We start from the raw sequence: 12,900 nt of genomic DNA on the forward strand, positions 1-12,900 counted from the left end.
TACTAGCAGTACGGCTTATTTCAGCTTCAAATTGCCTGTGTTCCGAATCGTCGTCTTAACCTCCAGATTGATTTTAGCCTGCGGCAAATATTTGGTGCGCCATTCAGCAAGCTCAGTCCTTGGCAGATCTTCGCGGTAATGCTGACCGATGCCGAAGATGTCCGCGTTCGCGCGCTCCATCTTCTTAAAGATTTGATCCAATATGCGACGCAGAAGGGTTTGCAGTTCGGTTTTAATGACCTCAATCGACGGAACGCCAATCACGTCCATGATAATCACCTTTAAATGGAGCGTGCTATTTAATACGGGCTGATTATTAACGAATTTACTCTCGTTGTGAATTCGGCTACTCACAATCTGAACGGTTGCTTTGCCCATAACCTCGATTTTTCCATCCAGGCTATTTCCGTCAAAGACGTTGTACAGCAAGGTCTGTTCGTTACTGAGTCGGCTTACCATTTTACCGTTCCTAAGGATGCCGGAACCCATGCTTTGGATGGCCGTTGATTCGCCCGATTTGATGATCGGGAGGACGACATCATTCGTATAGGAATGGATGCTTCTAAATACTTTCCACACCGGCGTATGGGCGATTTCGGGATTCCAACCTGAATTTTTTTGGAAAAAGTCGTAGATCTCCTTGCCATCGCCGTTTTTCATATTGTTGATTCCTTTGAAAAATTGATCCAAAGGCTCATCGCAAATGACAAACATCGTTTTTGGCGAAATGTGGCGGGAACGAATCGTGCTTGCCGTAATCTCGCTTAACCCCAGTGTTGCAAAAGCTTTATCCACGATAAGAACTTTCAGGTGCAGCAAGTCAACTTGGCTCTCCATATTCATGCTGATTTTATTGACAGCAGCGCTTATTGTGTCTCCTTTGGCGCTTATCACTTGGATGCCTTCGTTTTTATCGCTGACCGTGGGGATGTCCAGAAACACTTCATAGTTGCCTTGCTGATAAGAAATTCCCATTGCGATCGGCAGCGCACGGTGGTTAATGTCTTTGTTGTCCCAGCAGCCGCCTAGCAGAATAACGAAGACCATACAGACAAGAATTCGTTTCTTCATGTTTTCTTCAACCCGTATGTAGATTTCTTTGCATGGAGCCATCCGACTATGAGAAGGAAGACTGGCGTTACAATCGCTACGTACAAACGCAATGCCGTATTTTTTTGGAAGAGCTGATCCGTGGTTTGCCAATCCGGAATAAATAGACACACGGCGAAAATGAGCGCAATGATGCCCGGCACCAGATAGTTTGGTTGGATATCCTTCATGCCAAGCCGGATCACGCATTGGATCTGCCAGATGGTAACGCTGATGAAGAACATGCCGAACGCAACCAGACCAAGCAATAAAAAGACGTTGATCCGGTCAAACATCAGCCAATTGATCTCAACCGTATCGACGATAAATAGATAAGGGAATTGAAGCTGGCGGGCGGTCTCTTCACCCAGCGTCAGTACCGGTATATATACGGAAATCAAATAGGCCGGCAACAACAAGAGGCTCCCCCAATAAATGGCTTTTGGCTTGTATTCCGCATAAGAGGGGAGGAAGCCAAGCAGCAAGAAACCGCCGGTATAGGCAAACAAGCTTTTGTAAAATGAAAAATGGGTAACAAAACGCAGCGGCTTATCACCCGGCCAAAGCGGAAATAAATAATGCCAATCGATATTCTGAAAGGATGTCGCCATGACGAAGATGACGGGAGTAACGAACAAAAAGCTTAATAAGACGGACAGCCGGAGCAAGCCTCCGATCTGACCGTGCAGAATCATAAAGCCGGGAACAATCAGGAAGAGCATCATAAGAATCCATAAAGGCGTATTGGATAAGATGGCGATTGATAATACCTCGGAAAAGGCTCTAACCGCCAACACCATAATCCATAACAAATACAGGAGCGCCGGAAGCAATACGATCCATGCCAGCCATTTGCTCTTCTTCAAGAGGATACTAACGATATTCTGGCCTTTGAAATAACTGAGCCCTTTCATATAGACGGCAATAATCAGGATGTGGAACAAGAATCCCAGCATAACCGGCATCCAGTGGGCTTCGTTTGTACTGTCGATTACGTCAATGGGGTACAGGAAGAAGATCAATCCCAAATGAGTCAGTATGTACGTGGTGGACACCTGTAAACTTTTATTCATAGGAATCCCCTTTTGCCCGAATCAATTGGAGATACGGTACGCCTAACGTACGGATGCCGGCGACGTAAGCGCATAAGATGAGCAGTCCCGACAACAGGCCAAGCACGCCAAGAAACGCCGATAGAAACAACAACAAATATTTGAATAGCCGAAGAGCGTACGTATTCTGAAATCCAACGACGGCTGCGTTTGCGATAGTAGTGGCAGCCAAGATGATAATAAGCAGATTGCTAACCAGCTTGGCCTCTACAACGGCTTGTCCCAATACAATACCGCCCACCATCGTAATGGTTGGGCCGATACTATTAGGGAGCCTGATAATGGCCTCCATAATTAATTCAAGTATGCACAGCAGGAGCAGGGCTTCGATGATGGCTGGGTATGGCACGTCCAGACGGCTTCTTGCAATCGAATGCGCCAGCTCAAACCGCAAGACATCGGGGTTGACGGAGACAAGCGCAACGTACAGACCGGGCAATATTAATGTCGTTAATGTTCCGATAAAACGCAAGCTGCGCAGCAGCCAGGCATAGATTGGCGGATGGTTCATATCGTCTTCGGACATAAACAGGTCCGAGAAAATGCTTGGCAGAACAATCGCAAACGGCATGCGTTCGATGAACAAAACGGCTTTCCCGTTTTTTATGGCTCTTACCGCATTTTGCGGCAGCTCATAGGTCATGTAATGGGTGACAAAAGAGTATCTCGAAAAATCAAGAATAAGAGAAAGCTCCTTCATCGTAGCTATTTCTAAATCCTGATTCGATTCTAGCTTCTGGGTTAAGTTGTCGAGCAGAATCGGATCAATCGTTTCTTCCATATAACATAGAATCACTCTGCTCTTCACGTTACCGCCGAAATTATAGGCTTTAACCTGAAGCTCAGGGCAATTCAAATGGCTTCGTAGAAGCGTAATGTTGGATTCCAAGTTCTCGTTAAAAGAGCTGGTAGCTCCGCCAATGCTATTCTCCATGGTGGGCAGAGAGATTGTGCGGCTGTTCGGCTGAGGAACCGGATAAATGCTGACTCCCATACCCGAAGCGTCATGAATGGCTACGAGCATGCCGTCCATGATTTCGGCGATTATGGTCTCCGATTGAACGGAGATAGGTTGGCCGAGACCGGCAAATACATCAATCACCATCAGATTGTTTATAGTGGCCGTAAGCAAAGGATCTCGAACCATATACATCGTTTGGGGAAAATTAATCAACGACTTTAAGCCGACGAAAGTAAAACTTTCGGAAGCGATCTGAAGTTTCTGGCACACGAAATCCGGGAACGTTGAGAAGTGGGAGTTAACTTCTTCTATTGCTGACATATCGCCATTCTCCTTGGACAAATAATTTCCATTTTATTATGTCCTTCATTTACATTGTTAATCTTATCCGGCTCATGGACTTGACATTCTCCGCAGACGCATAATAATGTTAGGGACAAGAGGTGGAAAACATGAGCAAGAAGCAGGATATTATGGCGGCTACACTAGACCTGATCCATGAAGAGGGACTTCAGTCCGTTACCTTTTCCAAACTATTCAAGCGCGCTAACGTCGGAGCCGGAACTATCTATAACTATTTCGCTAACAAAGAAGAACTGGTCAATGCCGTTTATAAAGAAGCGCGTATCCTTATGGGCGAGTCTTTGCTTCAAGGCTATGACCCGGAAGCCAGCTTGTATGAACGGTTTAAATGTTTGCAGCTGAACCGGTTGAATTTCGGTATACACTATCCGAAGGAATTCCTGTTTATTGACAGTTTTTCATTCTCATCGTATATTTCTCCTGAATTGCGCAACATGGAGGATGTCCATCAATCCAGTGAAGTTGTGCTTTCCTTAATTGTGGAGGGGCAGAAGCAGGGGATGATCAAGGAGATGGATTCGCATCTGTGCCATCAACTTATTCACGGTATTATTTCGTCAATTCTGAAGGGATATTATATTGATAAATACCCTTTAAACGATGTTCAGGTGCAACAGATCTTGGAATCGTCATGGAAAGCCATATTAGTGTAGAGACAGCCACTGGTGATAGAGTTTGGATCCAGGGCTGTTTTTTATTTGTTTATTTATAGAATGAATATTCCAATGTAGTCCGCGGATTACATCAGTATAGAAGAGTTGTTTTTGAATGGGAGTATGATCCCACATAGTGTAATAGGGGTAGTTGGAAGTGTGCGAAAGCTAATGATATAAGGGTAATTTGCTAAGTGGATAGACTTGGTTGGAATAAACATTCCGAAAAGTATTGATTTATCTTGGTAGCAGGACTATACTTGCATTGGAATAAACATTCCAAACAAATATCATAAGAACGCAGGAGGTATTATTATATGTCTAAAGTATGGTTAATTACGGGTAGCTCCCGCGGTTTTGGCCGAAGTCTGGCGGAAGCCGTATTGGCAAACGGAGATCAGCTGATCGCAACTGCACGCAGAACGGAGCAGCTTGCTGATCTGGCCGAGCGTTATGGCAATCAGGTCCGTCTTGTTCCGTTGGATGTTACGAGTTACGAGCAGGCGGAAGCTGCCGTTCAAGCGGCAATCGAATCGTTCGGGCGATTGGATGTTCTGGTCAATAACGCCGGTTACGGCAACGTTTCCTCAATTGAAGAAACGCAGATGGAAGATTTCCGGGCCCAAGCGGAAACCAATCTGTGGGGCGTCGTGAATGTCACGAAAGCTGCGCTTCCTTTGTTGCGAGAGCAGGGCTATGGGCATATCGTTCAGTTCTCTTCTATAGGCGGACGAACCGGCGCACCTGGACTTGGAGCTTATCAAATGTCGAAATGGGCGGTTGAAGGCTTTTCTGAAGTGTTAGCGAAAGAAGTTGCTCCTCTTGGCATCAAGGTTACCTTAATTGAACCCGGAGGTTTCCGGACCGATTGGGCGGGTTCATCCATGCAGCATATTGAGCCTCGCGAGGAATACAAAGATACGGTTGGCGGTTTACTGAAACATCTGCGTGAGGTAACCGGCAAAGAGAACGGAGATCCGGCCAAAGCCGCGCAAGCCATCCTTACTATTGTTAACGAAGAGAATCCGCCGCTTCGCCTCTTGCTTGGCAGCGATGCCGTAGCAATCGCCAACGCGGTGGATACCGGCAAGTTAGCCGAAACTAAACGTTGGGAAGAGCTTAGTGTATCAACCGACTTTGAAGTCAAAGAGTTGAATCCGCATGTCACCCGTATGTATGACGAGTTTGATGAGATTAAAGCGTAATGGATATGCCCCGAGGAGAATGATCTCCTTGGGGTATATTTAGTTTACATAATTAATATTATGTTTATTTAATAGAAAAAGATTGACACGAGAACACCTGTTCTTTAATATATGAATGTACGATTTGCCAATTCCTTGAAGATAGGTAAGTTCGATTGGCGCACAGGAAATAATTATAGTCTGGAATCGTAAATTCTGGACTATGCAACGAAACATTGTTATGTTACGATGTCATACGTAAGAAACAGTGTAACGGTATCCTTCCCAGACGGATAAAAAGATGCCAAATCATTGTTTCAAAGGGGGCAGACGGCGAAATTTTCGGTATAGTAGCCAACTGTTTTATTCTTAGATTAGGTATGTAGCGAAACAATGTTTCGGGATATCTGAGAAAATGGACGAATGTTACGAAAGAAAGGTTGAGTGGAAATTGGCTGCAAACAAAAAGGGCAACATAGGGATTGTTATCGCTGGTCTGTTGCTTAGCATCCTGATGGCGTCGATGGATAACACGATCGTCTCCACTGCGATGGGCAATATCGTCGGCGAATTAGGCGGACTGGATAAGTTCGTATGGGTAACCTCCGCATATATGGTTGCGGAAATGGCAGGGATGCCGATCTTCGGCAAACTGTCTGACATGTACGGCAGGAAAAGATTTTTCTTATTCGGCATTGTAATGTTTATGGCTGGTTCCGTGTTGTGCGGTACGGCTGGTTCGATCACGGAACTGGCTATGTACCGCGCGGTTCAAGGGATCGGGGCAGGGGCGATGATGCCTGTTGCTTTCACCATTATGTTTGATGCTGTCCCGCTTGAAATGAGAGGTAAAATGGGCGGTATGTTTGGTGCGGTATTTGGCATGTCCTCCATCTTCGGACCACTGCTAGGAGCTTACATTACGGACAACTTTGCGTGGGAATGGGTATTCTACATTAATCTTCCGCTTGGTATTCTTGCTCTGTGCATGATTGGCTTCTTCTACAAGGAATCGCATGAGCACTCGAAACAGCCGATTGACTGGTATGGAGCTGCTACGCTTATTGGAGCGATTGTCTGCCTGATGTTCGCCTTAGAGCTTGGCGGCAAAGAGTATGCATGGGATTCCGGCCAAATTCTCGGCATGTTTGCGGGGTTTGTTGTTCTCGTTATCACTTTCTTATTTGTAGAAACAAAAGTGAAAGAGCCGATTATCTCGTATTCACTATTCAAGAACCGTTTGTACTCGACGAGTATTCTAAGCGCATTGTTTAGCGGCGCGGCGTTTATTGTCGCATCCGTATTTATTCCGATCTTTATCCAGGGCGTACTTGGCGGTTCGGCTACGAATTCCGGCCTTGTGTTGCTGCCAATGATGCTTGGTACGGTTGTAACGGCTACGATGGGCGGTTTCCTCATGACGAAGATGCCTTACCGCAACATTATGGTCGGTACGTTTATTATTTTGGTTGTTGGCGCGATTCTAACCACAACCCTTACGGCAGAAACATCCCGGCTTGTCGTGACGATCTATATGGTTCTGATCGGACTCGGGATTGGCGCATCCTTCTCGGTATTGGGCAATACGGCGATTCATGGTTTGCCTGCTCGCCAACGCGGTACAGCCAGCTCGACGCTTAACTTCATTCGTTCGCTTGGCATGACAATTGGTATTACGATCTACGGGATCGTGCAAAGCAATCTGTTCACCAGCAAAATGACGGATGCTTTCGCTGAGGGTGGTGGAGCTGCAACAGGTGGCTTAGCCTCTAAAGATCCGCGTGAAATTCTTACTCCGGAAGCACGTGATCAAATTCCGCCTGAGATTTTGGACAAAATTGTTCATGCCCTGTCTGATTCGATCGTGGGAACATTTGCATGGGCGATTATCCCGGCCGTACTCGCTTTGTTTGTATCCTTCTTCATGGGTAAAAGCAAGCTTGATCCTTCTGCTGAGATGGAGCAGCAAGGTCTTGGCCACTAATACATGATGAGATAAAGCAGTCGCAATTTTGCGGCTGCTTTTTTCATGTTAGCCTAGCCTTTTAGTTTGGTTTGCATAACTATTATTATGTAATCAATGGATTTGGAATTTTATTGATATAGATATTTTTTCCAATTATAATTTAACCAAAGCGTAATTGGAGATAAGGAGACTGAACCGGAGGTTATGTTATTATGAATCGACTTAAAGGGAAAATCGCTATCGTAACCGGGACTAGCCGTCCGAATGGGATTGGAGCAGCCATTTGCCGGGCATTTGCTGCTGAGGGTGCTAATCTGTTTTTCACGCATTGGCATGAATATGATAAAGACAATTATCCGTCGGATGCTAACGAAAGCTGGCCTGAGTTGTTCGCTAAGGAACTTGAACAATTCGGGGTCACGGTCGGACACATGGAGCTGGATCTTGCGGCTCCTGGCGCAGGAAGCTTATTGTTGAATGAAGTTAGGAAGGTTATTGGATTGCCGACCGTCTTGGTTAATAATGCTACATATAGCGTTGATGCGGATTTTCGGAGTTTGAACGAAGCTCTCATTGACGCGCATTGTGCCGTCAATATCAGGGGAACGTTTATGTTATCAGCCGAGTTCGCACGTCAGTTCGAGTTAGAAAAGAATAGTCATCTAACAGGCAGAATTATCAATCTCACTTCTGGCCAAGGAAAAGGCCCGATGCCCGGCAATCTTGCCTATGCCGCTACGAAAGGCGCAATATCCGTATTTACCGAATCGTTGGCTGCTGAACTCGCTTCGCTTGGTATAACCGTTAATGCGGTGGATCCCGGTCCTACCGATTCAGGCTGGATGACGGACGCAATAAAAGAGGCTTTACTGCCACAATTCCCAATGGGGCGAATTGGTCTACCCGATGATGCGGCACGCCTGATTACTTTTCTAGCAAGTGATGAATCCGGCTGGATTACCGGCGAAATCATTCACTCTAGGGGTGGGTTTTAAAAATGAGAATGCTCATAGTGTCCTTAATCATACTTTGTATATTGATTGGAAGCTCAAGTAAAACAAATCCTGTAACGGCTTCTCATTCAGATATACAAAATTCAATGTCTGATTTAGAGTCGTTGTCTATTCCGATATACGATACATCAGCTTACGATAAGAAGAAATTAGATGAAATGGGTATTAAATTAAATCCAACAACTGTAGTTCCTAGAATAGGGAAAACGGAAGTGCGGAAAATCACGGAAGATCTACTGAAACAAACCGCAGCACATCCAAAAAGCATACATATTGAGTACGGTTTAATAACGGCTAATGTTGGTATATCGGAAGAGGCTAAGAAAGCTAATCCATTGTTAAAAGATATGGAATATTTTGTAAATGTACCTGTATGGGTTGTCACATTCAAAGGACTTCTTTCAGACGATTATGTACCCGATCATAGAGGGAAAGATCCGCTTGATATTAATAGCACCGTGATTGATGCAAACACAGGAATGGAATTATTCGGATTTGGTACTGGAAAATAATCAGATAGTGCTTGAGAGGGGGATAATCATGAACGATATTATTCAAATTCGACAAATGACAAGCGATGACATTGAGACCATTCATCTTGTCTTTAAACATAACGGGATTGACCGGTCTGTAGAGGATATCATGGAGTGCTGGGAAGAAAATCAGTCCGGTGAAAGAGTAACCTTGCTTGCTTTTTACGATAATCAGTTAGCAGGAAGTTTACACCTTCTTTCAACTTCGTATTATCCGCCTTTTGTTGATCAAGGAATACCCGAAATTAATGATTTTAATGTCATTGGACCGTTAAAAAGACTTGGGATCGGCAATAAGTTAATGGATGGGGTCGAAAAAATAGCATTCGAGAAGTTCGGAAAGGTCGGAGTTGGGGTGGGCATGCATCACTACTACGGACCAGCCCAACGTTTGTATGCCAAAAGGGGCTATGTGCCTGACGGCAGAGGGCTTATCTATCATAATGAAGTAGTCATGCCATTTGTTAACGTTTGTGTAGACAATGATTTGATTCTATATATGACTAAGGAGTAATTTTAGATTGCCACTTGAACCTTACGTAACGTAATGAATTATAGTATACATATGGAGCAATTAATCTCGAAATCGGAGGAGAATCAATCATGAGAAAACTGGTATTGTTTATGCATGTGTCGCTGGACGGGTATGCGTCGGATTTGAACGGAGGACTAGGTTGGATTCCGTACAACGAGGAATTAGAGAAATACGCCGAAGAGATTGTAGCCGAAGTTGGCTCTCCCGTATACGGGCGCACGACGTATCGAATGATGGAGGGCTATTGGCCTACGATGTTGGACAACCCGGATGCGTCAACGCATGAACTTGAGCATGCCAAATGGCTGCAGGATGTTAAGAAAATCGTCATTTCCGATACGATGGACAAGGTCGAATGGAACAATACGATGCTGATTAAGGACAATATCGCGGAAGAATTCAAGGCGCTCAAGGAGCAACCAGGCAAAAATCTCGTTATATTCGGCAGCCCGGGGGCAGCGAAGACATTGCTTGAGCTTGGCTTGATCGACGAATTCATGCTGACGATTTGCCCAGTCATCCTTGGCGGCGGGAACTCGGTATTCCACGGCGACGGCGAGAAAACCAAGCTTAAGCTGCTATCCAGCCGAACGTTTGAGTCGGGTATTATCGCAGCCCGTTATGAAGTGGAGAAATAACGTTGCAAACGCTGCTCACAGCGCCGATAGAATCGCTCAAACTCTAATAGAGTTTGAGCGATTTTTTTGCTATAATAAAGTGCGCAAAATCAGAGTTTTGCGCACTTTCACTTGAGAGCTATTTTATTATACATAAGGTGGGGGAATGTGAGTTGAAAAGTCAGCATGAATTGGATGATTTGTACGGAGAGCTCACGAAAGCCTTTCGCATTTGGATGAAGCAAGCGGGTTATACCGAAACCACACAAAAGGAATATATGCGTGAAGCTTATGGTTACTTAGATTCGCTAGAAGGAGCATCCGCTGAACAAGCCGGGAAGATGTTTGTGATTTCATTCCTCGTATCGAAGCAGCGCGGGGCAGGGGATCGGGCGAGAAACCGGACGTTATCGGCGATCCGCTCATTTTATACGGCACTGATTGATTTTGAACTGGCAACACGCAATCCCGCCATGGAAGTCAAGAAATCCAAGACGGAAAAAAACAAAAAACCAGTCTATTTGGAAGAAGAAGAACTTGCGGCTAGTTTATCCTGCATAGAGGGACGATACCGGTCCCGCAACATTGCAATTTTTCTGCTGATGAGTTATTGCGGCTTGCGGGTCGGGGAAGTACACCGTTTGAACCGAAGTGATTTCAATCCGGCGAGAGGAACGATTGACGTCTTTGGCAAAGGGCGCAAGTGGAACGAAATACCGGTTCCGGGAGAGCTGTCCGCCGTACTTGCCGAAGTCGCCGAAGATCGGCTAACTCCTTACAAGGAACAGGAGGATGCTTTTTTTGTATCGCAGAAGGGCAGAAGATTATCGATCCGGCAAATCCAGAAAATCGCGGGCCAAACGTTTGAAGCCTTCAAAAGCCTCAATCCTCAAGCGGCAAACAAAAAGCTATCTTGCCATAAGCTGCGCCATACTTTCGCAACGATGCTTCTTAAGAACGGTGTAGATATTCGCGTCGTCAAAGAACTACTTGGACATGCTTCGATAGAAACAACCATGATCTATACGCACATAAATGACGAGCAGAAGAAGGAAGCCATGGCTACCATTCGTCTGCCCGTTCATATTTAATGCTGCAATTGGGGAGCTTGATTCGGCTGTTGCTGCCAGAAAGAGATGACGGCTTTTGTGTCGGAAGCCATTCCGAAATAAGTATCCACGGTTTGTACGGTCATATCGTGTTCCTCTTGGGTAAAGGCTGCACAAGCATCCTTCATGAGCACGATATGATAATCCATCATAAAACCGTCCCTAGCCGTGGATTCAACGCAAAGATTAGTGCTGACGCCGGTCATGATGAGTGTTTCGATTTTGAGCGTTTGCAATACGGATTCAAGCCTAGTATGTATAAATCCGCTGTATCGGTGTTTTTTGACGATAATATCGTCAGGTAAGGGAGACACTTCATAAAATTCCGCTCCCCAGCTGCCCGTATGGCAGATCGGATTAATGCCGTCAGCGAATCGGGACACCCAAACCTCGGAATCGGTTGCTTTTTCATGATTGGTCTGAAGGTAAATAACCGGAACATGGTGCTGCTGTGCAGCTTCCAGCAGGGCATGCAGATTTGGCATCATGTTCTTGACGCTGCTAACATCGGTGCCGAGTTTTGCAATAGCTCCTTCCGGGTGGCAATAATCATTTTGAACATCCACCACTATAATGGCCGTGTTTTTATGCTCTAGTCGCTTCTTCAATTTGTCTTGATTTTGATCCAAAGGTACACCTACTTTACTTTTTTGTTGCTTATTTTTCCAATTAGGCGCCGAGATTATTATAACCGTTCTGGAAATGGTACAATGATCAGACTAGAGTTCGATAATCTATAATTAATAACGAAAAAAAGGCAGGTACATACAAGTGAATCTGAACATCTCACAAGTTCAAACAGAAGACGCAATTGCGGAGGTTGCCCGATTGGCGGGTCAAATCTGGCGGGAGTATTACGTTTCCATTATTACGCTAGAACAAATCAACTACATGGTAGACAAGTTCCAGTCCATACCTGCCATTATCGATCAAATTCAAAATCAGCATTACGTTTATTACATCCTGCAGAGCGAGGACCAATCGGTTGGTTATCTGTCTGTCCGGGAAGAGAAAGGGAAGTTGTTCTTAAGCAAGTTTTATGTGGCGAAGGAATACCGTGGGCACGGTTATGCCAGTCAAGCGATGGCTTTTCTCGTACAGTACGGCAAGGAACGCGGCTTAAGCCATATTTGGCTTACGGTCAACCGGGACAACGATTCCAGTATCGCAGTCTACCAGAAAAAAGGTTTCCAGATCGTACGCGAGCAAGTCGCCGATATCGGAAACGGTTATGTGATGGATGATTATATTATGGAGAAAGAGCTGTAAACTAGGAGGCAGTTTCATTGCCAATCATCAAACAATCTCTATTTATTCAAGCGCCGATTCAGGTATGCTTTGATTTGTCGCGCAGTATTGACATCCATATGGATTCTACCTCTCAGACGAATGAGAGAGCGATAAATGGCCGAACAAGCGGGCTGATCGAATTAGGGGAATCCGTCACCTGGGAAGCCAGACATTTTGGAATCCGGCAGCATCTTTCCGCAGTCATAACCGAATTTGAAGAGCCGTATCGTTTTGTTGATGAGATGGTAAGCGGAGCATTTAAGAGCTTCAGGCATGAACATCGATTCGTAGCAAGCGAAGACGGCACTTTGATGACGGATATTTTCGACTACGCCTCACCTTGGGGAGCTGTTGGCATTTAGCCGATATCCTCTTTTTGCAGGCTTATATGGAACGTTTTCTTAAGAAGAGGAATGAATATATTAAATGGCAGGCCGAATTGCAAACGTACGGATAAAAAGTCGCGAATTTTCGC

13 protein-coding genes and 1 pseudogene are annotated in these 12,900 nt (G+C 45.2%); 10 read left to right on the forward strand and 4 right to left on the reverse strand.

The window, feature by feature from the left end:
- Positions 1-15: 15 nt before the first annotated feature.
- From QQK89_RS24485 to QQK89_RS24495, 3 genes are read right to left on the reverse strand one after another with little or no spacing between them, the layout of a single operon-like run.
- Positions 16-1,071, reverse strand: coding sequence for a Ger(x)C family spore germination protein (locus tag QQK89_RS24485; protein ID WP_284241332.1), 1,056 nt, complete (start codon positions 1,069-1,071; stop codon positions 16-18).
- Positions 1,068-2,162 (reverse strand): GerAB/ArcD/ProY family transporter, encoded by a 1,095-nt coding sequence (locus tag QQK89_RS24490; protein WP_284241334.1) that lies wholly within the window; start codon positions 2,160-2,162, stop codon positions 1,068-1,070. Before QQK89_RS24490 ends, QQK89_RS24485 begins: the two co-directional genes overlap by 4 nt.
- Positions 2,155-3,483, reverse strand: coding sequence for a spore germination protein (locus QQK89_RS24495; RefSeq protein ID WP_284241335.1), 1,329 nt, complete (start codon positions 3,481-3,483; stop codon positions 2,155-2,157). The genes QQK89_RS24490 and QQK89_RS24495 overlap by 8 nt, the downstream gene beginning before the upstream one ends.
- 131 nt (positions 3,484-3,614) lie before the next feature.
- Here QQK89_RS24495 and QQK89_RS24500 point away from each other — a divergent pair, with 131 nt between their 5' ends.
- The 8 genes from QQK89_RS24500 (at position 3,615) to QQK89_RS24535 (ending at position 11,117) form a co-directional block, all read left to right on the forward strand.
- Positions 3,615-4,178, forward strand: coding sequence for a TetR/AcrR family transcriptional regulator (locus QQK89_RS24500; protein WP_284241336.1), 564 nt, complete (start codon positions 3,615-3,617; stop codon positions 4,176-4,178).
- Positions 4,179-4,495: 317 nt separating this feature from the next.
- Positions 4,496-5,383, forward strand: a complete 888-nt coding sequence (locus tag QQK89_RS24505; protein ID WP_284241337.1) for an oxidoreductase — start codon at positions 4,496-4,498, stop codon at positions 5,381-5,383.
- Between the two features lie 394 nt (positions 5,384-5,777).
- A complete protein-coding gene (locus QQK89_RS24510; RefSeq protein WP_434481758.1) occupies positions 5,778-7,346 on the forward strand; it encodes an MDR family MFS transporter in 1,569 nt (522 codons plus the stop codon).
- A 194-nt stretch (positions 7,347-7,540) separates the two neighbouring features.
- The gene (locus QQK89_RS24515) at positions 7,541-8,323 is read left to right on the forward strand and encodes an SDR family oxidoreductase (RefSeq protein ID WP_284241339.1); all 783 of its coding nucleotides are present in this window, start codon (positions 7,541-7,543) and stop codon (positions 8,321-8,323) included.
- Between the two features lie 2 nt (positions 8,324-8,325).
- A complete protein-coding gene (locus QQK89_RS24520) occupies positions 8,326-8,853 on the forward strand; it encodes a hypothetical protein (RefSeq protein WP_284241340.1) in 528 nt (175 codons plus the stop codon).
- Positions 8,854-8,881: 28 nt separating this feature from the next.
- Positions 8,882-9,388, forward strand: coding sequence for a GNAT family N-acetyltransferase (locus QQK89_RS24525; protein ID WP_284241341.1), 507 nt, complete (start codon positions 8,882-8,884; stop codon positions 9,386-9,388).
- An 89-nt stretch (positions 9,389-9,477) separates the two neighbouring features.
- Positions 9,478-10,047: a dihydrofolate reductase family protein gene (locus tag QQK89_RS24530; protein ID WP_284241342.1), complete on the forward strand. Its 570-nt coding sequence runs from the start codon at positions 9,478-9,480 to the stop codon at positions 10,045-10,047.
- 152 nt (positions 10,048-10,199) lie between these two features.
- On the forward strand, positions 10,200-11,117 hold the full coding sequence (locus QQK89_RS24535; protein ID WP_284241343.1) for a tyrosine-type recombinase/integrase: 918 nt from the start codon (positions 10,200-10,202) through the stop codon (positions 11,115-11,117).
- Here QQK89_RS24535 and QQK89_RS24540 read toward each other — a convergent pair.
- Entirely contained in the window at positions 11,114-11,764 is a 651-nt protein-coding gene (locus QQK89_RS24540) for a cysteine hydrolase family protein (protein ID WP_284241344.1), read from the reverse strand. The two genes, QQK89_RS24535 and QQK89_RS24540, sit on opposite strands and share 4 nt — an antisense overlap.
- 142 nt (positions 11,765-11,906) lie before the next feature.
- Between QQK89_RS24540 and QQK89_RS24545 the strand changes: the two genes are divergently transcribed.
- Together QQK89_RS24545 and QQK89_RS24550 are read left to right on the forward strand one after the other, a co-directional pair.
- The gene (locus tag QQK89_RS24545) at positions 11,907-12,404 is read left to right on the forward strand and encodes a GNAT family N-acetyltransferase (protein WP_284241345.1); all 498 of its coding nucleotides are present in this window, start codon (positions 11,907-11,909) and stop codon (positions 12,402-12,404) included.
- Between the two features lie 17 nt (positions 12,405-12,421).
- Positions 12,422-12,882: pseudogene (locus tag QQK89_RS24550) on the forward strand (SRPBCC family protein).
- Positions 12,883-12,900: the final 18 nt, after the last annotated feature.

It is taken from the genome of Paenibacillus glycanilyticus, assembly GCF_030161375.1.
In the GTDB taxonomy this organism is placed as follows: Bacteria; Bacillota; Bacilli; order Paenibacillales; family Paenibacillaceae; genus Pristimantibacillus; species Pristimantibacillus glycanilyticus_B.